The 22522-nt window shown below is 69.7% G+C and carries 20 protein-coding genes; 15 read left to right on the plus strand and 5 right to left on the minus strand.

Annotated elements, in window-relative coordinates:
- The first annotated feature begins 12 nt into the window (after nt 1–12).
- The 6 genes from O7632_RS06630 (at nt 13) to O7632_RS06655 (ending at nt 7012) form a co-directional block, all read left to right on the plus strand.
- The gene (locus O7632_RS06630) at nt 13–717 is read left to right on the plus strand and encodes a response regulator transcription factor (RefSeq protein ID WP_278112281.1); all 705 of its coding nucleotides are present in this window, start codon (nt 13–15) and stop codon (nt 715–717) included.
- Nucleotides 718–1168: 451 nt separating this feature from the next.
- Nucleotides 1169–2803, plus strand: a complete 1635-nt coding sequence (locus O7632_RS06635) for an ABC transporter substrate-binding protein (RefSeq protein WP_278112284.1) — start codon at nt 1169–1171, stop codon at nt 2801–2803.
- A 103-nt stretch (nt 2804–2906) separates the two neighbouring features.
- Nucleotides 2907–3914, plus strand: coding sequence for an ABC transporter permease (locus O7632_RS06640; RefSeq protein WP_278112286.1), 1008 nt, complete (start codon nt 2907–2909; stop codon nt 3912–3914).
- Nucleotides 3915–3982: 68 nt separating this feature from the next.
- Nucleotides 3983–4957 carry an ABC transporter permease gene (locus O7632_RS06645; protein WP_278112288.1) on the plus strand — a complete coding sequence of 325 codons (975 nt, stop codon included), beginning with the start codon at nt 3983–3985 and terminating at the stop codon, nt 4955–4957.
- An 8-nt stretch (nt 4958–4965) separates the two neighbouring features.
- Nucleotides 4966–6009 (plus strand): ABC transporter ATP-binding protein, encoded by a 1044-nt coding sequence (locus O7632_RS06650; RefSeq protein ID WP_278112290.1) that lies wholly within the window; start codon nt 4966–4968, stop codon nt 6007–6009.
- Entirely contained in the window at nt 6002–7012 is a 1011-nt protein-coding gene (locus O7632_RS06655) for a dipeptide ABC transporter ATP-binding protein (RefSeq protein ID WP_278112292.1), read from the plus strand. The genes O7632_RS06650 and O7632_RS06655 overlap by 8 nt, the downstream gene beginning before the upstream one ends.
- Nucleotides 7013–7155: 143 nt before the next feature.
- Here O7632_RS06655 and O7632_RS06660 read toward each other — a convergent pair whose 3' ends face one another.
- Nucleotides 7156–7521, minus strand: a complete 366-nt coding sequence (locus tag O7632_RS06660) for a chorismate mutase (RefSeq protein ID WP_347403560.1) — start codon at nt 7519–7521, stop codon at nt 7156–7158.
- A 361-nt stretch (nt 7522–7882) separates the two neighbouring features.
- Here O7632_RS06660 and pcrA point away from each other — a divergent pair, with 361 nt between their 5' ends.
- Nucleotides 7883–10369, plus strand: coding sequence for a DNA helicase PcrA (gene pcrA, locus O7632_RS06665; RefSeq protein WP_278112294.1), 2487 nt, complete (start codon nt 7883–7885; stop codon nt 10367–10369).
- Nucleotides 10370–10407: 38 nt separating this feature from the next.
- Here pcrA and O7632_RS06670 read toward each other — a convergent pair whose 3' ends face one another.
- Together O7632_RS06670 and O7632_RS06675 are read right to left on the minus strand one after the other, a co-directional pair.
- Complete coding sequence (locus tag O7632_RS06670) at nt 10408–11466, minus strand: M23 family metallopeptidase (protein WP_278112296.1); 1059 nt, start codon at nt 11464–11466, stop codon at nt 10408–10410.
- Nucleotides 11467–11736: 270 nt separating this feature from the next.
- Nucleotides 11737–12459: a M23 family metallopeptidase gene (locus O7632_RS06675; RefSeq protein ID WP_278112297.1), complete on the minus strand. Its 723-nt coding sequence runs from the start codon at nt 12457–12459 to the stop codon at nt 11737–11739.
- 432 nt (nt 12460–12891) lie between these two features.
- On the opposite strand from O7632_RS06675, the gene O7632_RS06680 reads away from it, so the two are divergent.
- The 3 genes from O7632_RS06680 to sucD all read left to right on the plus strand — a co-directional run bounded on the left by O7632_RS06680 (nt 12892) and on the right by sucD (nt 15833).
- Nucleotides 12892–13296, plus strand: coding sequence for a cobalamin B12-binding domain-containing protein (locus tag O7632_RS06680; RefSeq protein ID WP_278112299.1), 405 nt, complete (start codon nt 12892–12894; stop codon nt 13294–13296).
- Nucleotides 13297–13738: 442 nt separating this feature from the next.
- Nucleotides 13739–14935 (plus strand): ADP-forming succinate--CoA ligase subunit beta, encoded by a 1197-nt coding sequence (sucC, locus tag O7632_RS06685; RefSeq protein WP_278112301.1) that lies wholly within the window; start codon nt 13739–13741, stop codon nt 14933–14935.
- Between the two features lie 7 nt (nt 14936–14942).
- Complete coding sequence (gene sucD / locus O7632_RS06690) at nt 14943–15833, plus strand: succinate--CoA ligase subunit alpha (RefSeq protein WP_278112303.1); 891 nt, start codon at nt 14943–14945, stop codon at nt 15831–15833.
- Between the two features lie 102 nt (nt 15834–15935).
- Here sucD and O7632_RS06695 read toward each other — a convergent pair whose 3' ends face one another.
- Entirely contained in the window at nt 15936–16187 is a 252-nt protein-coding gene (locus tag O7632_RS06695; RefSeq protein WP_278112305.1) for a hypothetical protein, read from the minus strand.
- A 160-nt stretch (nt 16188–16347) separates the two neighbouring features.
- Here O7632_RS06695 and O7632_RS06700 point away from each other — a divergent pair, with 160 nt between their 5' ends.
- On the plus strand, nt 16348–17673 hold the full coding sequence (locus O7632_RS06700; protein WP_278112307.1) for a DUF6350 family protein: 1326 nt from the start codon (nt 16348–16350) through the stop codon (nt 17671–17673).
- Nucleotides 17674–17780: 107 nt separating this feature from the next.
- Here O7632_RS06700 and O7632_RS06705 read toward each other — a convergent pair whose 3' ends face one another.
- Nucleotides 17781–18392, minus strand: a complete 612-nt coding sequence (locus tag O7632_RS06705; protein WP_278112308.1) for a DUF4190 domain-containing protein — start codon at nt 18390–18392, stop codon at nt 17781–17783.
- A 200-nt stretch (nt 18393–18592) separates the two neighbouring features.
- On the opposite strand from O7632_RS06705, the gene purN reads away from it, so the two are divergent.
- From purN to O7632_RS06725, 4 genes are all read left to right on the plus strand, one after another.
- Nucleotides 18593–19207 carry a phosphoribosylglycinamide formyltransferase gene (gene purN / locus O7632_RS06710; protein WP_278112310.1) on the plus strand — a complete coding sequence of 205 codons (615 nt, stop codon included), beginning with the start codon at nt 18593–18595 and terminating at the stop codon, nt 19205–19207.
- Entirely contained in the window at nt 19204–20808 is a 1605-nt protein-coding gene (gene purH, locus O7632_RS06715; protein ID WP_278112312.1) for a bifunctional phosphoribosylaminoimidazolecarboxamide formyltransferase/IMP cyclohydrolase, read from the plus strand. The genes purN and purH overlap by 4 nt, the downstream gene beginning before the upstream one ends.
- Before the next feature lie 7 nt (nt 20809–20815).
- Nucleotides 20816–21418, plus strand: coding sequence for a pentapeptide repeat-containing protein (locus O7632_RS06720; RefSeq protein ID WP_278112313.1), 603 nt, complete (start codon nt 20816–20818; stop codon nt 21416–21418).
- Between the two features lie 67 nt (nt 21419–21485).
- Nucleotides 21486–22358 (plus strand): bifunctional methylenetetrahydrofolate dehydrogenase/methenyltetrahydrofolate cyclohydrolase, encoded by an 873-nt coding sequence (locus tag O7632_RS06725; RefSeq protein WP_278112314.1) that lies wholly within the window; start codon nt 21486–21488, stop codon nt 22356–22358.
- Nucleotides 22359–22522: the final 164 nt, after the last annotated feature.

Genomic DNA, 22522 nt, shown 5'->3' on the forward strand with positions numbered 1-22522 from the left:
AGGATGGGCGAGATGTCGGAACCGACCACGAGTCAGTCGACCGGCGGGGGGTCTGCCTCGGAGGGCGGGCGTCGGCTGCGGGTCTTCCTGGTCGACGACCACGCGATGTTCCGGGCCGGGGTACGCGCCGAGCTCGGCGCCCACGTGGACGTGATCGGTGAGGCGAGCACGGTCACCGAGGCGATCAGCAAGATCGTCGCGACCAGCCCGGACGTCGTACTGCTGGACGTGCACATGCCTGACGGCGGTGGCCGGGCGGTGCTGGACGCGGTGCTGCGTGGTTCCGGCGACCGGCCGGCGGTGCGGTTCCTGGCGTTGAGCGTGTCGGACGCGGCGGAGGACGTGATCGGTCTGATCCGGGCGGGAGCCCGTGGGTACGTGACCAAGACGATCTCCCCGGAGGACCTGGCCTCGGCGATCCACCGGGTGGCGGACGGGGACGCGGTGTTCAGCCCGCGACTGGCCGGGTTCGTGCTGGACGCGTTCGCGTCCCGACCGGACGCGCCGGTGGTGGATCCGGAGTTGGACCTGCTGACCAACCGGGAGCGTGAGGTGCTGCGGCTGCTCGCCCGTGGTTACGCGTACAAGGAGATCGCCCGAGAGTTGTTCATTTCGATCAAGACGGTCGAAACGCACGTATCCAACGTGCTGCGCAAGCTCCAGATGTCGAACCGGTACGAACTATCCAGATGGGCAGCCGATCGTCGGCTCATCTGACCGTTCGTCGGACTTGCTCGATCTCCCGGATGGTGGGAACCTGATGGCGGCCCACCGAGCTGACGCTCCTGATCGACCCGGTTCTGGAGTGACCTGCTGAGGTTGGCCGCAACCCGGGTTTTACAAACCGGCAATTGCTGTCGTATCCGACAGCCGGTCGTCTCGGGCAAGTGGTAACTCTCCGTATTAACTTGACATCCAATCGTGACGGGGGGCTCGCGGGCAACGTCACACCAGGGGTCTCCTACTCCGTGGTAACCAGGGTTGTAGAGTGGTCCGATGCCCAGGTCAGAGCGGTTTCGAGGCGAGGTCGAAGGATCTCGATCGGCGTATCGGCACCGTCCCGGCCGCGTATCGGCTTGATAACGGCACCTTCACGCAACGGGCTACCTGGTGTCACAGTGTCAGTCACCTCACAACCCCCCCGTGAGCGCCCTGAGGAGGCTCTCCCATGCGTGGGAAATCCCTAAAGGTGGCGGTCGCAGCGACCGCCATCGCTCTGTTCGCCACCGCTTGCAGTAGCGACAGCGGAGAGACCACGGAGAACGACTCCGGCGGTGATCTTCGTATCTACGCTTCGGAGCCGGCTTTCCTGCTGCCGTCCGCTGGCGACGACGAGCCGTCCATCCTGGTCATCCGCCAGCTCTACCGCGGTCTGGTGAAGTACAACGCCGAGACCGGCGAGCCCGAGAACGACCTGGCCGAGTCGATCGAGTCCGAGGACAACACGACCTGGACGATCACGCTCAAGGACGGCTACACCTTCGACAACGGAGAGCCCGTCAACGCCGACGCCTTCATCCGTAGCTGGAACTTCACCGCGTACGGGCCGAACGCCCAGAACAACGCGTACTTCATGAAGCGCATCGCCGGCATCGACGAGGTCTCTCTCGGCGAGGACCCGGACGGCGACGGCCCGCAGGAAGCTCCGGCTCCGGTCGCCGAGGAGCTGTCCGGTCTGCAGAAGGTCGACGACCTGACCTTCACCGTCGAGCTGAAGGCGCCGTTCTCCGGCTTCCCGGCGATCGTCGGCTACTCCGGCTTCTTCCCGATGGCCGAGGCCTGCGTCGCCGACACCGACGCCTGCAACGAGACGCCGATCGGCAACGGCCCGTACCAGATGGACGGTTCGTGGCAGCACGACGTCAGCATCACGCTGACCCGTAGCGAGACCTGGGCCGGCGAGGACAAGGGCGCCGCCGACACCCTCTCCTACAAGATCTACGCCGATGTGGACGCCGGCTACGCCGCCTTCCAGTCCGGCGAGCTCGACGTCATGTACACCGTCCCGCCGGCCCGGTACGCCGAAGCCAAGGCGCAGTACGGCGACCGGATGTACGAGGCCCCGGGCGACAGCTTCACCTACGTCGGATTCCCGCTGTACAACGAGAACTTCGCCGACAAGCGGGTCCGCCAGGCGTTCTCGCTCGCGCTCGACCGGCAGGGCATCATCGACGCCGTCTTCGACGGCCGGTTCACCCCGGCCGAGGGCATCGTGGCCCCGACCTTCGACGGTTACCGTCCGGGCGTCTGCGAGTACTGCACCCAGGACATCGAGCGGGCGAAGGAGCTGCTGGCCGAGGCCGGTGGCTGGCAGGGCGGTCCGTTGGAGCTCTGGGCGAACGCCGGTGCCGGTCACGACCAGTGGCTGCAGGCCGTTGGTGACCAGATCAAGGCCGCGCTCGGCATCGACTACACCCTGCGGGTCAACCTGCAGTTCCCTGAGTACCTGGCCACCGCCGACGACAAGCAGTTCACCGGTCCGTTCCGGCTCGGCTGGGGCCCGGACTACCCGGTGGTGGAGACCTACCTCCAGCCGTTGTACGGCACCGGATCGGGCAGCAACAACTCCGGCTACTCCAACCCCGAGTTCGACGCGCTGATCACCCAGGGCGACTCGGCCGAGAACCTCGAGGCGGCGATCCCCTTCTACAACCAGGCCGAAGACCTGATCGTCGAGGACCTGCCGGTCATCCCGATGTGGTTCGGCAAGGTCGCCGCGCTGTACAGCGAGAACGTCGACGAGTTCTACTGGAACAAGATCTCGGACGCCGAGTACGGCAAGATCACGCTCAACAACGCCTGATTCCGCAGGTCTGACTGATCAAGTCGTAACGCGACGTGGCGGCAGCAGGCTCCCATAAGGAGCCTGTTGCCGCCACGTTTAGCGCCGAGAGGAGACCCCCGTCATGGGGCGCTACGTCATCAGACGGTTGCTCCAGTTCATTCCCACCATGCTGGGCACCCTGTTTCTGCTTCACTACGTGACGTCGGTGGGCATCCAGTTCAGCGGTAACCCGGTCCGGGCGCTGTTCGGCGACCGGCGGCCGACCGATTCCCAGCTCGCCGCCCTGACCGAGAAGCTCGGCTACGACGACCCCTGCCTGAGTCAGCCGTTCAACCCGTGTCTGCAGCTGTTCGGCGAGCGACTGTTCGGCATGCTGCAAGGTGACTTCGGCATCGACCTGCGGCAGCGAGCGGTCACCGACATCGTCGCGACGGCCATCCCACACACCATCAAGTTGGTCCTGATCGCGATCATCTTCCAGGCGATCGTCGGGATCGCCGCCGGCACGCTGGCCGGACTGCGCAGCGGCAGCTTCTGGGACTACCTGGTGAAGATCTCCACGGTCCTCGTCATCTCGGTGCCGATCTTCGTGCTCGGCGTGATCGTGCGGGAGTACGTCGGTGTCAAGTTCGGCAACGAACTACGGGACATGGACTGGGTTCCCGAGCTGATATCGCGAGGCGTGTTCAGCGCCGGGTTCAAAGTGGAATATCCGTTCGCCAGCCTGATCATCCCTGGTCTGGTGCTCGGCGCCACCTCGCTGGCGACGACTGCCCGGCTGACCCGGACCAGCATCCTGGAGAACATCCGGGCCGACTACGTGCGGACCGCCAAAGCGAAGGGCCTGGCCAACAAGCGGGTCATCGGGGTGCACACCCTGCGAAACTCGCTGATCCCGGTGGTCACGCTGCTCGGTGTGGACATCGGCGCGCTGATGGGCGGCGCGGTCGTCACCGAACGGATCTTCAACGTACGAGGGATCGGCTCCGAGGTCGCCCAGTCGGCGACCAGCGGTGAGGCTCCGGTGGCGATCGGCATCGTCACCATGTTGGTGCTCGTCTTCCTGGTGGCCAACCTGCTCGTCGACCTGCTCTACGCGGTGCTCGACCCGAGGATCCGCTATGAGTGATCGCACCCGTCCATCCAGCACGGCCCCGCAACGGATCTGCGGTGGTCCGAGCGTAGTGAGGTGGCACCATGAGTGACCCGACCAGCGGCGTGGCGGCGTCGTCCACCGGGGAGCCCCCGACCAACGGGGAGCCCGCGACCGGCGCGCCACAGACCACGCCACCGCCGGCCGATCCGGCCAAGGCAGCCAAGCCGGAACGAAACGCCAGCCTCTGGGCCGACGCCCGGCGGCAGTTGTTGCGCAACCCGATCTTCCTCGCCGCGTCGCTCTACCTGCTCGCGGTGGGATCGATGGCCGCTGTCCCCCGGCTCTGGACCAGCCAGGATCCGGGCGACTGCAACGTGCAGCGGAGCCGGACACCACCGAGCGGCGACCACCCGTTCGGGTTCAACAACCTCGGCTGCGACTACTACGCGCACGCGATCTACGGCGCCCAGCCGTCTCTGCGGATCGCCATCTTCGCCACCCTGGGCATCGTCCTGCTCGGTGGTGCCGCCGGGCTGCTCTCGGGCTACTTCGGCGGCTGGACCGACGCGATCATCTCCCGGATCGTCGACATCTTCTTCTCGCTGCCGTTCCTGCTCGGCGCGATCGTCTTCCTCACGGTGATCAAGCAGCAGAACGTCTGGACGCTCACCGCCGTGCTGGTGGTGCTCGGCTGGACCACGATCGCTCGGATCATGCGAGGCAGCGTGCTGTCGTCGAAAGGGCTGGACTACGTCCAAGCGGCCAAGGCGATGGGTGCGAGCCACACGCGGCTGATGCTCCGGCACATCCTGCCCAACTCGGTAGCCCCGATGCTGGTCTACGCGACGATCGCGCTCGGCGCGTTCGTCTCCGCGGAAGCGACGCTGACCTACCTCGGCGTCGGCCTGCAAGCTCCGGAGGAATCCTGGGGAATCATGATCTCGCAGCACCAGGTCTACTTCCTCGAAGACCCCTGGCTGCTGATCTTCCCCTGCGGGCTGCTCGTCGGGACCGTACTGTCCTTCATCCTCATCGGCGACGCGCTACGCGACGCCCTCGACCCGAAGCTGCGGTGAGGCGAGCCATGACGACGGACAAACAGATCACCGCCACCATCGACGCCCTGCCGGGACTCGACTCGAGCGCTCCGCCGCTCGAGGTCAAGGACCTGCAGGTCGAGTTCCGCACCCGGATCGGCGTCGCGCACGCGGTCAACGGGGTCAGCTTCTCCCTGCAGCCCGGTGAAACCCTGGCCATCCTGGGCGAATCCGGTTGCGGCAAGAGCGTGACGGCCCAGGCGATCATGGGGATCATCGACTCCCCGCCCGGGTACGTCACCGGCGGCGAGATCCGCTATCGCGGTGTCGACCTGCTCAAGCTGCCGGAGTCCCAGCGCCGCAAGATCCGGGCCAACCGGATCGCGATGATCTTCCAGGACGCGCTGTCCGCACTCAACCCGGTCTTCACCGTCGGATTCCAACTGGCCGAGCTGTTCCGCAAACACCGGGGCATGTCCCGGGCGGACAGCAAGGTCCGGGCGGTGGAACTGCTCGACATGGTGAAGATCCCGGCGGCCCGGCAGCGGGTGAGCGACTTCCCGCACCAGTTCTCCGGCGGCATGCGCCAGCGGGTGATGATCGCGATGGCGCTGGCCCTCGACCCCGAGGTGCTGATCGCCGACGAGCCGACCACCGCCCTCGACGTCACGGTGCAGGCGCAGGTCATGTCCCTGCTCGCCGAGCTGCAGCGGGAACGCAACATGGGCCTGGTGCTGATCACCCACGACATGGGAGTGGTCGCCGACGTGGCGGACCGGATCTCGGTGATGTACGCCGGCCGGGTCGTCGAGGAAGCGCCGGTTCGCGACATCTACGGCTCGCCCGCGCACCCATACACCAAGGCCCTGCTGGAGTCGATTCCCCGGATCGACCTCAAAGGCCAGGAGCTGAACGTCATCCGAGGGTTGCCGCCGGCGTTGACGAACATTCCGCCGGGCTGCTCGTTCAACCCGCGCTGCCGCTACGCGCAGGACGTCTGCCGGGCCGACCCGCCGCCGCCGCGCTACCAGGTGGCGCTGACGCGCACCTCCGCCTGCCACTTCTGGAAGGAGGTCAAGGGCGATGAGTGACGTTGTCCTGGAAACGAAGGACCTGGTCAAGCATTTCCCGCTGACCCGGGGGATCCTGTTCAAGAAGCAGATCGGCGCGGTCCGCGCCGTCGACGGGATCAACATCCAACTGCGTCGTGGCGAAACCCTCGGCATCGTCGGCGAGTCCGGCTGCGGCAAGTCCACCCTGGCCAAGCTGCTGGTCGGGCTGGAGACGCCGTCCGCCGGGTCGATCGTCGTACGCGGGCAGGACATCGCCGGCCAGTCCGGTGCCGAGATGCGCCGGGCCCGACGCAACATCCAGCTGGTGATGCAGGATCCGTACACGTCGCTCAACCCCCGGATGACCGTCGGTGACCTGATCGGTGAGCCGTACGAGATCCACCCCGACGTGGCGCCCAGGGTGGACCGCCGACGCCGGGTCCAGGAACTGCTCGATCTGGTCGGTCTCAACCCGGAACACATCAACCGGTATCCCCACCAGTTCTCCGGCGGTCAGCGTCAACGGATCGGGATCGCCCGGGCACTCGCCCTCCGGCCGGAGATCATCCTCTGCGACGAGCCGGTCTCCGCGCTGGACGTGTCGATCCAGGCCCAGGTGATCAACCTGCTGGAACAACTGCAGGCCGAACTCGGCCTGTCGTACATTTTCATCGCGCACGACCTGTCCGTGGTCCGGCACATCGCCGACCGGGTAGCCGTCATGTACCTCGGCAAGATCGTCGAGATCGGCACCGAGGACGAGATCTACGAACGGCCGACCCACCCGTACACCCAGGCCTTGCTCTCCGCCGTGCCGCTGCCGGATCCGACGGTACGGGGATTGCGCGACCAGATCGTGCTGGAAGGCGACGTGCCGTCGCCGGCCGATCCGCCGTCCGGCTGCCGGTTCCGTACCCGATGCTGGAAGGCACAGGACATCTGTGCCACCGAGGAGCCGGCGCTGGTCGCCCGGGGGGCGGCGCAGCATCCGAGCGCCTGCCACTTCGCCGAGGTCAGGAACGTGGTGCGCGTCGCCGAGTAGGCGTTCCGGTGCTGGTGTGCCGATCCACGAACGGGATCGGCACACCAGCACCGGCGGCGGGCGTGGATGGATGGCCGGAACGGACGCCCGGATCGCACGACCCTGCCCGCCCGGGCCCGGTAGAGCGCGGAGGGCGGCCCCGGTCAGAGCGGGCCGCGACCGGCCCGCAGCACCAGCAGCGCCAACTGGGTGCCGTCCGCACCGAGAGCCTCCCGGTACCGGTCGACGATCTCCCGTTCCCGGGAGAGCACCAGCCGGGTGCCGCCGGAGGCGATCCGCACCGCACCCACCTGCCTCGACAACTCGGCCCGCTCCTGCCACAGCGAAATGAGCGCGTCGTCGATCTCGTTGATCCTGGCCCGCATCGCCAGGATGCGGTCGGCGGCGTCCGGCGCGTCGGTACCGGTCTGCTGACGGTTCCCGGACCGGTCGGGGTCGACCGGATCGGAACCCTCCGACGGGCGCGCCGCAGCGTCGTCCGCGGATTTCGCCACCGCGTTGGTGCTCATGTCCTGCCTCCTGGACTCTCGGATCCCTGGGTGCCGGAACCCGGACGACGAGAAGCCCCGGGCTCTGCGCGGGCCCGGGGCTTGTCGTAGGTCTGTGAATCAGGTGCGACCCACGGTGGCCGGAGACCCGGAACCGTAGGAAAAGTAAAATCGCACCCGCTGGATCACAGCCCGAGTATGCCCATCCGGCCAGCACCGGCGCAAGGATCCGGGCCATTTGCTGGGATGAGGTGTCCGGACGCAGCGGGGTATCTGGTCTTCGCGGGTCGGGTCCCGAGGCGGCTCCCGCAGCGGTTGGTCGCCCGTGTCCGGTGCCGCCGTCGGCGATGTTGTCGGGCCGTCGGCATAGACTCGCCCTGCGATGCATCCTCTCTTCGAAACCCCAGCAGCCCCGTCTGTTCCCGTGGCACCGGATTCGCCGACGGCCGGCCGGCGACACGGCGACGAGTCCGCCGCCGGCCGGTGGGACCGTGACGAGTCCGCCGTGGTGGACCCGGCCGGTGGCGGCGAGCGGTCCGACCGGTCGCTGGCCGGGGCGGCGCTGCTGACCGGTCTCAACGGGCCGCAACGGGACGCGGTCACCCACGCCGGCGGTCCGCTGCTCATCGTCGCCGGAGCGGGATCGGGCAAGACCAAGGTGCTCACCCACCGCATCGCGCACCTGCTGGCCGCCCGGCAGGTGCACCCTGGTCAGATCCTGGCCATCACGTTCACCAACAAGGCCGCCGGCGAGCTCAAGGAGCGGGTCGGCGGGCTGGTCGGCCCACGGGCCCGGATGATGTGGGTATCCACGTTCCACTCCGCCTGCGTACGGATCCTGCGCTCCGAGCACGAGCACGCCGGCCTGAAGTCGACGTTCTCCATCTACGACGCCGACGATTCGCGGCGACTGATGCAGTTGGTCGCCCGCGAGCTCGACCTGGATCCGAAACGGCATCCGGCTCGTGGCCTCGCGACCCAGGTGTCCAACCTCAAGAACGAACTGGTGGATCCGGAGGAGTTCGCCGACCGCGCCAGCGGCCCGAACGAGCGGGCGGTCGCGGAGGCGTACACGTTGTACCAACGCCGGCTGCGGGAAGCACACGCGTTGGACTTCGACGATCTGATCATGACGACCGTGCATCTGCTGCAGGCGCATCCGCACGTCGCCGGCAACTACCGGCGCCGGTTCCGGCACGTGCTGGTCGACGAATACCAGGACACCAACCACGCCCAGTACCAGTTGATCAAGGAGCTGGTGGGGGACGGTTCGGACGGGGTCGACCCCGGTGAGCTCTGCGTCGTCGGCGACGCCGACCAGTCGATCTACGCCTTCCGAGGGGCGACGATCCGCAACATCCTGGAGTTCGAACGCGACTTCGCCGACGCCCGGACCATCCTGCTGGAGCAGAACTACCGCTCCACCCAGACCATCCTCACCGCCGCCAACGCGGTGATCACCAACAACAGCGGACGCAAGCCCAAGCGGCTGTGGAGCGATCAGGGCGACGGCGAACCGATCGTCGGCTACGTCGCCGACACCGAGCACGCCGAAGCCGACTGGGTCGCCCGGCGGATCGACCGGCTCTGCGACGACACCGGGGCCCGCCCGGGGGACATGGCGGTCTTCTACCGCACCAACGCCCAGTCCCGGGTCTTCGAGGAGGTGTTCATCCGGGTCGGCCTGCCCTACAAGGTGGTCGGCGGGGTGCGCTTCTACGAACGCAAAGAAGTACGCGACGCACTGGCGTACCTGCGGGCGGTGGTCAACGACGACGACACCGTGAGCATCCGGCGGATCCTCAACACGCCACGGCGGGGGATCGGCGAGCGGGCCGAGGCGTGCGTCGAGGCACTGGCCGCCCGGGACCGGATCTCCTTCGGCGCGGCGCTGCGGCGGGCCGCCGACGCCCCCGGCATCTCCACCCGGGCGGCGAACGGGATCGCCGACTTCGTCGCGTTGCTGGACGAGACCCGCGACCGGCTCGCCACCGCCACCCCGGAGGAGGCGCTGGAGTCGGTCCTGCTGCGCTCCGGCTACCTGACCGAGTTGGAGGAGAGCCTCGACCCGCAGGACGCCGGCCGGGTGGAAAACCTCCAGGAGCTGGTCAGCGTGGCCCGCGAGTACACCGAGCGGGTCGAGGCGTCCGACGAGCCGGCCACCGTCGCCGGGTTCCTGGAGCAGGTCGCGCTGGTCGCCGACGCCGACCAGGTGCCCGAGGACGACCCCGACCATCAGGGCGTGGTCACCCTGATGACCCTGCACACGGCGAAGGGTCTGGAGTTCCCGGTGGTCTTCCTGACCGGCCTGGAAGACGGCGTGTTCCCGCACCTGCGGGCGCTCGGCGACACCCGGGAGCTGGAGGAGGAACGCAGGCTGGCCTACGTCGGGATCACCCGGGCCCGGCAGCGCCTGCACCTGTCCCGGGCGGTGACCCGGTCGGCGTGGGGGCAGCCGGCCTACAATCCGCCGTCGCGGTTCCTCGCCGAACTGCCGGCCGAGCTGGTCACCTGGGAACGGACCGAGGCCGCGTACACGTCGTGGTCCGGCACCGGCGGAGGGGTCGGCGGCCGGTCCGGCGGCGGGGACCGCACGCTCGTCGCGCGGGGTGGCGGCTTCGCCGGCGGTACGCCGAAAGCGGCCCGCCTGGCCCAGCGCCTCGGCGTGGACGCCAGCCGGCTCAGCACCGCCAGCGAGTTGCCGGCCGCCCCCAAGGTGTCGGCGGGCGACCGGGTCAACCACCAGCGGTACGGCATGGGCCGGGTGCTGGCGGTCGAGGGGCACGGGCCCGGGACCAGAGCGCAGATCGACTTCGGCGACCAGACCATGTGGCTGGTGCTGCGCCACGCGCCGATCGAGAAGCTCTGATCCCGGACGTCGACGTCACGGTGTGACGAGCCGCCGGCTCAGCAGCCGAGGTCGACCCCGCGCTCACGCATCCAGGGTGCCGGGTCGAGCTGGTTCCACAGCCCGGCGTGGACCTCGAAGTGCAGGTGCGGCCCGGTGGAGTCGCCGGTCGATCCTTCGGAGCCGATGACCTGGCCCGGCGTGACCTGATCGCCGACCGACACGGCGGTCGCCGACAGGTGCGCGTAGTGGGTCAGGATGCCGTCGCCGTGGTCGATGACCACGGAGATGCCGTACCCGGTGTAGGCCCAGCCCGCGACCTGCACCGTGCCGGCGCCGGCGGCCAGGACCTGGGTGCCGGCGGGCATGGCCAGATCGACTCCGGCGTGCAAGACCCCCCAGCGCTGGCCGTAGCAGGACGTGGTCTGGGCGCCGGGCATCGGGCTGACCCAGTCCGGCGTCGGGCTGGGCGCGGCCGGGCTCGGTGCCTCGGCCGCTGCGGCCGCGGTGTCGCTGGCTGCCGCTTCGGCCTGCTCAGCGGCCGGATCGGTCGGTTCGGCGGGCTGTTCCCCAGGCGTCGCGTCGGGGTCGTCGGCCGGTGAGGTGGCTGGTGCTTCGCCGAACCCGGTCTGCGGCGCGGAGGAGTCGCTGTCCGGGGCGGTGGTCGACCCATCCGGTGTCGTCGACCCGCCGGGGGTCGTCGCGGCCCCGCCGCCGTCTCGGGCGGAGCGGTCGGAGCGGTCGGCTCGGTCGGCGGCACCTGCTCGGTCCTGGGCGGCGCTGGTGATCCCACCGCCGGCGGGATCGGTTTCCGGTGGTCCGCCTGTCGTGGCTGTGGCCACCCCGGCGACCCCGAGCGCGAGGGCGGCGGCCGCGGCGACCGCGAGGGTACGGCCACGGCCGTGCGACCGGCGACCGAGGTCGGCCGCTGCGGGCAGTTGCCGGGCGAGTCGGCCAAGCTGACCGAGGCCGTCCCGGGCGATGGCGGGCAGCCGTCGGGCCGCCAACCGGCGCGGTCCGCCGGTGGCGCGATGACGGGCCGGCGCGGCAGGGTGACCGGGCCGGGTACGCCGAGCGGCGCCTGACTCGGCGTTCTCCGGTGACTCTGGGTGCGACACGGGGTGACCTCCGTGGTAGGTGGCACGGACCCGAAAATGGTGGTGTGCCGACCACGGACAGTGGGTACGGGGTACCGGAGGAGCGCAGAGCTACCCGCTTCGAGCGGGCGAATATGCGGTGGTGTGATGCCCGATGGGGTGATTTGGGAATGAGTTTTGCGTGATGCCAGTCACAAAAAGCAGTGTGACGCAGACCATAGTTTTGGTTGTCGGGCAGCGAAAAACCGCCCAGAGCGTACGGCTCGGGCGGCTACTTCGCGTTACTATCGGTTACGGCTCGACTACTCCACCGTAGATTGCCTCGACTTGTAGCTTGATGTCCACTCCCTTGTCGCGCAGCCACGGGATCGGGTCCTTGGGCTCGCCATTGACATGGACCTCGAGATGCAGGTGGGCACCGTACGAGTGGCCGGTGTTGCCGACGTCGCCGAGCAGGTCGCCGGCCTCGACACGCTGTCCGGCGGTGACCCGCAGCTGAGAGGCGTGGCCGTAGACCGCCTCGGTGCCGTCGTCGTGTTTGACGATGACGCAGTAGCCGTAGCCGCCGTTCCAGCCGGCGAGCGTGACCGTGCCCGAGTGGATCGAGTGGAACGCGGTGCCTTCCGGGGCGGCCAGGTCGACCCCGGCGTGCAGCTTGCCCCACCGCATCCCGTACGGGGAGGTGAAGGTGTAGCCGCGCAGTGGCAGCATCCAGACGTCCGGCGCGGCCTGCGTCATCGACGTCGCCGGGACTCGTTCGGTGTCGCGGGACGCGCGGTCGGCGTCCTCGGCACGCTCCAGCGCCTGGTCGCTCAAAGCGACGGTGCTTTCCAGGTCGGCCAGCGCGGCCGGGCTGAGGGTCTTGGCGTCCGGCATCGCGCTGGCACCGAGCGCGACGACGCCGGCACCGACCACGGCAGTGGTCATCACGGCGGCGTAGCGGCTGCGCGGTGGGGTGGGTACGCGGCGGCGACCCCGATATCTATCGGGCTCTGCTGACAAACGCTGGCGCACGCACACCCTCCGATGACGGCTGGTTTCGGGCGGTGTCGCGGGCGTTGGGGAACTTCTGGTTAACGCCCGCTGGCCGAGTCGCGGTCTGGCCGGAACCAGACGACAACCGTGGACACGGTAGCCAACCCCTAGGCTCGCCACAACCCGACTCGCGAAAGTACGTTGACGATCTGCGATCGTCCGTTGTGTATTGCCCGCTTTCGTAACCTTTTATTAGGTGGGTCGTTGGTAACGGCTAGTTACCACGCGTGATACTTATCGTGCGTTCAGCTGTCGTGGCTCACGGGTCCGATGTGGGTACCCCGCTGGTGCCATCGTTGGTTAACCTTCGTTAAGCAGTGGCGTTCGGCGGTGTGCGATCCGCTGTCCCGCCCGTCCGGGCGGCGACTGCCGGCACCGGCGACATCGATCGGTCGGCAGGGAGCGGTGGCGATGGGAACCCGAATCCGAGTGGTGGTGGCCAAGCCGGGTCTGGATGGACACGACCGGGGCGTCAAAGTGGTGGCCAGAGCGTTACGCGACGCCGGTATCGAGGTCATCTACACCGGGCTCCACCAGACTCCCGAACAGATCGTGGAGACCGCCATCCAGGAGGACGCGGACGCGATCGGGCTATCGGTCCTCTCCGGGGCCCACCTGACACTGTTCCGCCGACTGCTTGACCTGCTCCGCGAACGCGACGCCGCCGACATCGTCGTCTTCGGAGGCGGCATCATTCCCGACGACGACATCGCCGAGCTCACCCGACTCGGCGTCGCCCGGATCTTCACCCCGGGGGCGAGCACCGCCGCCATCGTCGACTGGGTTCGCCAGCACGTACCGGCTCAGGTCGGCTGACTTCGGTCGGTCGCGGTTCGTCTCCGTAGCGGTAGGGACAGAACCATCAACACCATCAACCTGCTCCGTATGCAGGACAGGGTGAGAGGCCGGACGCACCCCTCACACGTCCGGCCTCTCCATGCACGATGCCCCGCCGCCACCCCTCGACCGACAGGGCATCGGCCGTTTTCAGTGCCGGTGCCTGTCTCGCGCTCCGACATCTGACTCAACGACCCCTGTCACCGGGGGTTACGTCGCCGGCAGACCTTTTTCCGCCGGGCCGCCGCCGGATCGAGCGTGTGCATTTGCGCACACCGCACGCCCGCCCGATGGCGCCTCCGGCCCGGGTCGCTAGGCTGCGCGAATAGCCCGGTCACCGGAAGTGACCGGAACACCATCTGGAATGCACGCTGGCGGCGGCGCGACGGCGCGCCGCAGAGACGGAACGGGACGCGCAAACGTGGACCTGTACGAGTACCAGGGGCGCGAGCTGTTCGAGCGACACGGGTTGCCCGTGCTCGCCGGCGGCGTCGCCACCACCCCGGAAGAGGCCCGCGCGATCGCCGATCGCCTCGGCGGCCGTGTCGTGGTCAAGGCCCAGGTCAAGGTCGGTGGTCGCGGCAAAGCGGGCGGCGTCAAGCTGGCCGAGGACGCCGAAGAGGCGGTGACGCACGCCACCAACATCCTCGGCATGGACATCAAAGGCCACACCGTCCACAAGGTGATGCTGACCGTCACGGCGGACATCACCGAGGAGTACTACCTCTCCTACCTGCTGGACCGGGCCAACCGCACCTTCCTCTGCATCGCCAGCGTGGCTGGCGGCATGGACATCGAGCAGGTCGCCGCCGAGACACCAGACCGGGTCGCGAAGATCGCCATCGACGCCACCGTCGGGGTGGACGAGGCCAAGGCCAGTGAGATCGTGGCCGCCGCCGGGTTCCCGGCCGAGCTCGCCGACCAGATCACCGAGATCGCCGTACGGCTGTGGCAGGCCTTCGTCGCCGAGGACGCCACGCTGGTCGAGGTCAACCCGCTGGCGCGGACGACCGAGGGCCGGGTGCTCTGCCTGGACGCCAAGGTCACCCTCGACGAGAACGCCGGCTTCCGGCACCCCGACCACGAGGCCATGGTCGACCAGTCGGCGGTCGACCCGCTGGAGCAGCGGGCCAAGGAAAAGGACCTCAACTACGTCAAGCTGGACGGGTCGGTCGGCATCATCGGCAACGGCGCGGGCCTGGTCATGTCCACTCTCGACGTGGTGGCCTACGCCGGCGAGGCGCACGGCGGGGTCAAACCGGCGAACTTCCTCGACATCGGCGGTGGTGCCAGCGCGGCCGTCATGGCCAACGGCCTGGAGATCGTGCTCTCCGACCCGGACGTGCGAAGCGTGTTCGTCAACGTCTTCGGCGGGATCACCGCCTGCGACGAGGTCGCCAACGGGATCGTCCAAGCGCTCACTCTGCTCGACCAGCGTGGCGAAACGGTCACCAAGCCGCTGGTCGTCCGCCTCGACGGCAACAACGCCGAAGCCGGCCGGGCCATCCTGGACGGAGCAGCCAACCCCCTCGTGGAGCGGGTCGACACCATGGACGGAGCGGCCGAGCGGGCCGCGCAGCTGGCCGCAGCGGCGTCCGGCCGCCCGGAAGGACTGTGATCTAGAAATGGCGATCTGGCTGACCAAGGACTCCAAGGTCATCGTGCAGGGGATGACCGGATCCGAAGGCTCCAAGCACACCCGGCGGATGCTCGCCGCCGGCACCACCGTCGTCGGTGGCGTCAACCCGCGCAAGGCAGGCCAGCACGTCGAGTTCGGCGACACCCGGCTGCCCGTCTTCGCCGGTGTCGGCGAGGCGATGAAAGAGACCGGCGCGGACGTCACGGTCATCTTCGTGCCGCCGGCCTTCTGCAAGGCCGCCGTCATCGAAGCAATCGACGCGGAGATCCCCCTCGCGGTCGTGATCACCGAAGGCATCCCGGTGCACGACTCGACCGCGTTCTGGGCCCACAACGTGGCCAATGGCAACAAGACCCGCGTCATCGGCCCCAACTGCCCGGGCATCGCCTCGCCGGAAGCGTCCAACGCCGGCATCATCCCAGCCGACATCACCCCGGCCGGCCGGATCGGGCTGGTCAGCAAGAGCGGCACCCTGACCTACCAGCTGATGTACGAGCTGCGCGACATCGGCTTCTCGACCTGTGTCGGCATCGGCGGCGACCCGGTGATCGGCACCACCCACATCGACGCGCTCGCGGCTTTCCAGAACGACCCGGAGACCGACGCGATCGTCATGATCGGCGAGATCGGCGGCGACGCCGAGGAACGGGCCGCCGAGTTCATCAAAGCCAACGTCACCAAGCCGGTCGTCGGCTACATCGCCGGATTCACCGCCCCGCCCGGCAAGACCATGGGGCACGCTGGCGCGATCATCTCCGGATCCGCCGGTACGGCCGACGCCAAGCAGGCCGCGCTGGAAGCCGCCGGGGTCAAGGTCGGTCGTACGCCGAGCGAGACCGCCCGGCTGATGCGACAGGTCGTCACCAACGCTGGCTGACCGGTTTCCCACATGTGCCGGGTGGCGTGACGGGAATCCCGTCACGCCACCCGGCACCGCTGTGACCCGGTAGGAGAGCGGTCGCCCGGCCCGTCGGGCGGATCAACCGATCGGGTAGTTCCCCGACGCGTAGAGGCTTGCGCCGGCGACGATGTTGACGACGCTGAGCACGACCGCCACCCAGCCGAGAACCGGTGACTTGCCGAACCGCCGGGCGTCGCGGATGGAGAGAAACCCGAACACGACGCCGAGGATGCCGCAGCACAGTAAGCCGACGACGATGCCGAGGACCCCCCAAAGGGTGCTCCGATCGCTGCCGGCTGACGCCGCAGGCGGTGGGTACTGCGCGGTCACGGAGACCTCCGTCGAGTCACGACCACGGCCGATGACGGCCAACTACCTGGCCAAGATTACGGCTTTTCGCCCTGATTCGCGGTCTCTTCGGTCGCTGACGGGTCAGGCCACGACCATTATTGTCCGCCGTCGTCGGCACCGACGTGCAAAAGTAGGCACGATGGCAGCCCACCCCCCGGACCAGGCGCCACGATCATCCGATCGGGATGACCGTGACGGTGCCGTCCGGCCAGCGCGGGCCGCGCCGTCGCGCCGGGGCGGCCGCGCCCCGCTCGCCGTCGCCGCGACGGTCGCCGCCTGCTGGGCGGCGGTGCTCTCCTACCTGCCGGTCGCGTTCGTGATGTGGCTGATCCGGCTCGCCGAGGGCGACTCCTCGATCGGCGAGGCGGCCCGGATCGGACTCGCCGGGTGGCTGCTCGGGCACGGCGTACCACTCGACACCCCGACCGGCCCCTTCGGCCTGCCGCCGCTGATGCTCAGCCTGTTCGCCGCCTGGCGGATCGGTCGGGCCGGCGTCCACACCAGCCGTGCGATCGGCGCCCGGCACAGTGGATCGGTGGTCCGCGCCGCGACCGTGGCGGTCGCTGTCGGCCTCGTCTACGGCGGGCTCGGGTCGCTCGCGGCACTTGCCGCCGCGACCACCGTCACCCAGGTCGACCCGGTGCGTGCCGGCCTGGGCCTGGCGCTGTTCGGCGCGTTGGGTGCCCTGGTCGGAGCCGTGCAGACGACGGGCGCGTTCCATCGGCTGGCCGACCGCTGCCCGGCCGTGTTGCGCCACGGGACACGGACCGGTCTGATCGCCGCGTCGTTGGTACTTGCCGCCGGTGCCGCCGCGGCCGGCCTGTCCGTGGCGGTGAGCGGCGGGGACGCCGCCGACACGATCGGCGCCTACCGGGCCGGGGTGGCCGGTCAGGCCGGAATGACCCTGCTCAGCCTGGCGTACGCGCCGAACGTCATGGTGTGGTCCGCAGCGTACCTGCTGGGCCCGGGGTTCGCCCTCGGTGCCGACACGGCCGTACGCACCAGCGAAGTGACCCTGGGCAGCCTGCCGGCGGTGCCGCTCTTCGCGGGCCTACCGAACGGTCCGGCCGGCGGCCTCAGCGCCGCGCTCCTGGCGCTGCCGGTACTGGCCGGGATGACCGCCGGATGGGTACTGGCCCGGCGCTGGACGTCCGACGGCGGCCGGCGGCGGTCCGGGTCGACGCCGCTTCAGATGAGGACGCCGCTTCAGATGAGACAGTCGGAGGCCGGCACGCCGGTCGGCTGGACCAGCCTGCTGCTCGGCGCCGCGATCGGCGGGCCGGTCGCCGGACTGGTTCTCGGCACCGCCGCCACCGTTTCCGGCGGGCCGCTCGGCGCTGGCCGGCTGGCCGAGATCGGGCCGATCGGCTGGCAGGTCGCGCTGGTGGCCAGCCTGGTGGTGACCGTCGGGTCGGTGGTCGGCGCGGCGGCGGCCCGAGCAGTCGCCGCACCGGCGACCGGCTGACGGCCGTCACCGGCCGGGTACGTGTCCCGGACCGGATACGGACTCGGCGGTGAGCACTGTCGTGCCCACCGCCGAGCAGACCGCGACGTTCAGAAGTTCCGCAGGGCTCAGAAGTTGAGACCGCCGCCGGTCTGCAGCACCACTCCGGCGATCGCGTTGGCGATGCCGAGCACGATGCCGACCGCGCCGCAGATCAGACCGGCCATCGCCTGGCCCCGGTTGTCGGCCAGGCCCTGGTCGGCCTTGTTGCGGCCGAGGAAGCCGAGGATCACGCCGGCGATCGCGGCCGGGATGCCCAGCAACGGGCAGCACAGGGCCAGCACGATCGACGAGATGCCGACGATCATGCCGATCAGGCCGAGCATGTTGTTCTTCTGCGGCCCGGGAGCGCCGTAGCCGGGTGCGGGATAGGGCTGACCCGGTACTGGCTGCTGGGCGTACGGGTCCTGGTAGGGCTGGCCAGGCTGTTGTCCGTAGGGCTGCGGCTGACCGTACGGTTGCCCTGAGGTGGGCTGGCCGTACGCGGGCTGGCCTGAGGTGGGCTGGCCGTACGCGGGCTGGCCCGAGGTGGGCTGGCCGTACGCCGGGTCTCCGGAGACCGGTGGCGAGTACGGCTGCTGCGGCTGACCGTACGGGTCGGAGTAGGGCGATGACGTCGGATCCTGGGGCTGCTGGGGCTGCTGACCGTACGGATCCTGGCCTGGGTAGCCGGGCTGCACAGGGAACTCCTTCGCGACAGACGGCGCTCAGGCCCATCGGAGGTAGCGTTTTGCCCGAGCGACCGGCAGCGTATCTGGTCTGCACAAATCGTGTCGCTCCCGGCCGCGCCGACACGGCTGAGCACGGCGCGTCGACACGGCTGAGCACGGTGCGTCGACACGGCGCGGACCAGCCTCGTGGCGCCGGGTAGGGTGCTCGGGTGACCTCGTCCCCCGCCCGACTCGTGGTGCTGGTCTCCGGTTCCGGCACCAACCTGCAGGCACTGCTCGACGCCAGTGCGGACCCGGCGTACGGCGCCGTCGTGGTGGCCGTGGGGGCGGACCGGGACGGCATCGCCGGCCTCGACCGGGCGAAGGCGGCCGGGATACCCACCTTCGTCACGGTGGTCGCCAACCATCCGAGTCGGGCGGACTGGGACGCCGCGCTGACCGCCGAGGTCGCCGCGTACCAGCCCGATCTGGTGGTGTCGGCCGGTTTCCTCAAACTCGTCGGTGCACGGTTCCTCGCCGCCTTCGGCGATCGCTACGTCAACACCCACAACTCGCTGCTGCCGGCGTTCCCCGGCATGCACGGCCCCCGTGACGCGCTCGCCTACGGCGTCAAGCTGGCCGGCGCCACCCTCTTCTTCGTCGACGCGGGTGTCGACACCGGTCCGATCATCGCGCAGGTGGCGGTCCCGGTGGAACCGGACGACGACGAAGCGAGCCTTACCGAACGGATCAAGCAAGCCGAGCGGGCACAACTGGTCGAGTACGTCGGCCGACTGGTCCGGTCCGGTTGGACCATCTCGCACCGAAAGGTCACCATCCGATGAACGTGACGTCAGCGGATCGCCGTCCGGTGCGCCGCGCGTTGATCAGCGTCTACGACAAGACCGGCCTGGTCGAGCTGGCCACCGCTCTGCACGCCGCCGGGGTGGAGATCGTCTCCACCGGTTCCACCGCGTCGACCATCGCCGCCGTCGGGGTGCCGGTGGTCCGGGTCGAGGACGTGACCGGTTTCCCCGAGTGCCTCGACGGGCGGGTCAAGACGCTGCATCCGCGCGTGCACGCCGGCCTGCTGGCCGACCTGCGCTCCGAGGCGCACGTCACGCAGCTCGCCGACCTGGGCGTCGCCCCGTTCGATCTGCTGGTGTCCAATCTCTACCCGTTCCAGCAGACGGTCGCCTCCGGCGCGGACGTGGACGGGTGCGTCGAGCAGATCGACATCGGCGGCCCGGCGATGGTCCGGGCGGCGGCCAAGAACCACGCCAGCGTCGCGGTGGTCACCTCGGTCTCGGCGTACCCGTCGATCGAGCGGGCCCTCGCCGACGGCGGCTTCACCCTGCGGCAGCGCCGCGCCCTGGCGGCCCGAGCCTTCGCCGACATCGCCGAGTACGACGTCGCCGTCGCCGACTGGTGTGCCCGGGTGCTGGTCGCCGACGGTGCCGAGGTGGCAGACGGCCAGGTAGCCGGCGACCCCGTCGACTGGCCGGAGTTCGCCGGTACGGCGTTGCGCCGGGCCGACGTGCTGCGCTACGGCGAGAACCCGCACCAGCGGGCCGCGCTCTACGCCGACCCGGCGGCACCGACCGGGCTGGCCCAGGCCGAGCAGTTGCACGGCAAGGAGATGTCGTACAACAACTACGTCGACGCGGACGCCGCCTGGCGGGCGGCGAACGACTTCGTCGAGCCGACCGTGGCGATCATCAAGCACGCCAACCCGTGTGGCATCGCCACCGGCACCGACGTGGCGCAGGCGCACCGCAAGGCGCACGCCTGCGACCCGGTGTCGGCGTTCGGCGGGGTGATCGCGGTCAACCGACCGGTCACCGTCGAACTGGCCGGCCAGATCGCGGAGATCTTCACCGAGGTGGTGGTCGCGCCCGGATTCGAGCCCGGGGCCGTCGAGGTCCTGGCGGCCAAGAAGAACCTGCGGCTGCTGGTGGCGCCGCCGTGGCGGCCGGCTGCCGTCGAATGGCGCCAGGTGACCGGCGGCATGCTGGCGCAGACCGCCGACCGGATCGACGCCGCCGGCGACGATCCGTCGACCTGGCGGCTGGCCACCGGCGCGCCGGCCAGCGACGAGACCTTGGCCGATCTGGCGTTCGCCTGGCGGGCGGTACGCGCGGTGAAGAGCAACGCGATCCTGCTGGCCGCCGATCGCGCGACCGTCGGGGTCGGCATGGGTCAGGTCAACCGGGTCGACGCCGCGCAGCTGGCGGTCCGGCGAGCCGGGGAGCGACGCGCCGCCGAGGCGGTCGCCGCCTCGGACGCCTTCTTCCCGTTCCCGGACGGACTGCAGGTGCTGCTCGACGCCGGGGTCCGGGCGGTTGTGCAACCGGGTGGATCGCTGCGCGACGAGGAGGTCGTCGCCGCCGCTGCCGCGGCCGGGGCCACCATGTACCTGACCGGCACCCGGCACTTCTTCCACTGAGCCGGACGTGTCGGCGGTCGAGCATCGTGTCGAGGAGCGGATCGTCGGCGCGGACTGGGCGCTCGACGACCTCGCCGGCACCCACTTCGAACGCTGCGAGTTCGTCGACGTCGACCTGACCGAGGCGAACCTGCGCGACTGCGTCTTCACCAACTGCGTGCTGGGCAACGTCCGGGCCAACGCCGCCACCTTCACGCACTGCGCGCTGCTGCACTGCGTGGTCCGGCGGTCGTCGTTGTTCGACGCGACGTTCCGCGACTGCAAACTGACCGGCACCCAGTTCCTGGACTGCACGTTGCGTCCGCTGCACGTCGTCGGCGGCGACTGGGGCTGGGTGCTGCTGCGTGGCCAGGACCTGTCCGGGGTGAAGCTCGCCGGGCTGCGGCTGCGGGAGGCCGACCTGACGGAGGCCAACCTGTCCCGGGCCGACCTGTCCGGCGCGGATCTCGGCTACGCCCGGCTGACCAACGCCCGGCTGCGCCGTACCGACCTGCGCGGCGCCGACCTCGCCGGCGTCGAGTTGCGCGGGATCGACCTGACCGAGACCCGGATCGATCTCGCCCAGGCGGTGCTGGTGGCCGCCGCGTACGGGGCGGACGTGCGGCCCTGATCCGTCCGGCGTGCGGCCCGTGAGGTGCCGGCGAGGTGGCATCCGGTGACGTGAGACGATCGGTTGCGTGACGGCGACGATTCTGGACGGCAAGGCGGCAGCCGCCGCTATCAAGGACAACCTGCGAGCCCGGGTCAAGGCACTGGCCGAACAGGGCGTGGTACCGGGCCTCGGCACCGTACTGGTGGGCGACGATCCGGGCTCCCACGCGTACGTCAACGGCAAACATCGGGACTGCGCCGAGGTGGGCATCGCCTCGCTGCGCCGCGACCTGCCGGCGGACGCCACCCAGGAGCAGGTGGAGGCGGTGGTCGCGGAGCTGAACGCGGACCCGGCGTGCCACGGCTACATCGTGCAGCTGCCGATGCCTTCGCAGATCGACACCCAGCGGGTGCTGGAGCGGGTCGACCCGGACAAGGACGCCGATGGGCTGCACCCGGTCAACCTCGGTCGGCTGGTGCTCGGCTACGACGCGCCGACCGCCTGCACCCCGCGCGGCATCGTCGAACTGCTGCGCCGCAACCACATCCGGATCCGGGGCGCCGAGGTGGTGGTGATCGGCCGGGGGACCACGGTCGGTCGCCCGCTGGGACTGCTGCTCACCCGGCGCAGCGAGAACGCGACGGTGACCTTGTGCCACACCGGCACCCTCGACCTGGGTGACCACTCCCGGCGGGCGGACATCGTGATCGCGGCCGCTGGCGTGCCAGGTTTGCTCACCGCCGAGATGGTCACCCCGGGTGCCACCGTCATCGACGTGGGCATCACCCGGGTGATCGGGGAAAACGGCAAGGGCCAGTACACCGGGGACGTGGCCGCCGAGGTTGCCGAGGTGGCCGGGGCGCTGGCGCCGGTGCCGGGCGGGATCGGCCCGATGACCCGGGCGATGCTGCTCACCAACGTCGTCGAACTCGCCGAACGCGGCCTCGCCACGAGGTGACGAGCGGGAGCTGGTCGGACGGGAGCCGGTCGGACGGGAGCCGGTCGGACGGGAGCCGGTCGGACGGGAGCCGGCCTCACGCCCCCGGTCGGGCGTGAGGTGGGTCATCGGCCGCGCCCCTGGTCCGCCAACGCGTTACCTGGCTGATACGGTCCCGTCAAATT

The organism is Solwaraspora sp. WMMD406, assembly GCF_029626025.1.
Lineage (GTDB): Bacteria > Actinomycetota > Actinomycetes > Mycobacteriales > Micromonosporaceae > Micromonospora_E.

What these genes read in the sequence shown, in the direction of transcription:
- O7632_RS06630 (WP_278112281.1), top strand. Translation starts at nt 13, where the DNA reads ATGTCGGAACCGACCACGAGTCAGTCGACCGGCGGGGGGTCTGCCTCG.
- O7632_RS06635 (WP_278112284.1), top strand. Translation starts at nt 1,169, where the DNA reads ATGCGTGGGAAATCCCTAAAGGTGGCGGTCGCAGCGACCGCCATCGCT.
- O7632_RS06640 (WP_278112286.1), top strand. Translation starts at nt 2,907, where the DNA reads ATGGGGCGCTACGTCATCAGACGGTTGCTCCAGTTCATTCCCACCATG.
- O7632_RS06645 (WP_278112288.1), top strand. Translation starts at nt 3,983, where the DNA reads ATGAGTGACCCGACCAGCGGCGTGGCGGCGTCGTCCACCGGGGAGCCC.
- O7632_RS06650 (WP_278112290.1), top strand. Translation starts at nt 4,966, where the DNA reads ATGACGACGGACAAACAGATCACCGCCACCATCGACGCCCTGCCGGGA.
- O7632_RS06655 (WP_278112292.1), top strand. Translation starts at nt 6,002, where the DNA reads ATGAGTGACGTTGTCCTGGAAACGAAGGACCTGGTCAAGCATTTCCCG.
- O7632_RS06660 (WP_347403560.1), bottom strand. Translation starts at nt 7,521, where the DNA reads ATGAGCACCAACGCGGTGGCGAAATCCGCGGACGACGCTGCGGCGCGC.
- pcrA (WP_278112294.1), top strand. Translation starts at nt 7,883, where the DNA reads ATGCATCCTCTCTTCGAAACCCCAGCAGCCCCGTCTGTTCCCGTGGCA.
- O7632_RS06680 (WP_278112299.1), top strand. Translation starts at nt 12,892, where the DNA reads ATGGGAACCCGAATCCGAGTGGTGGTGGCCAAGCCGGGTCTGGATGGA.
- sucD (WP_278112303.1), top strand. Translation starts at nt 14,943, where the DNA reads ATGGCGATCTGGCTGACCAAGGACTCCAAGGTCATCGTGCAGGGGATG.
- O7632_RS06700 (WP_278112307.1), top strand. Translation starts at nt 16,348, where the DNA reads ATGGCAGCCCACCCCCCGGACCAGGCGCCACGATCATCCGATCGGGAT.
- purH (WP_278112312.1), top strand. Translation starts at nt 19,204, where the DNA reads ATGAACGTGACGTCAGCGGATCGCCGTCCGGTGCGCCGCGCGTTGATC.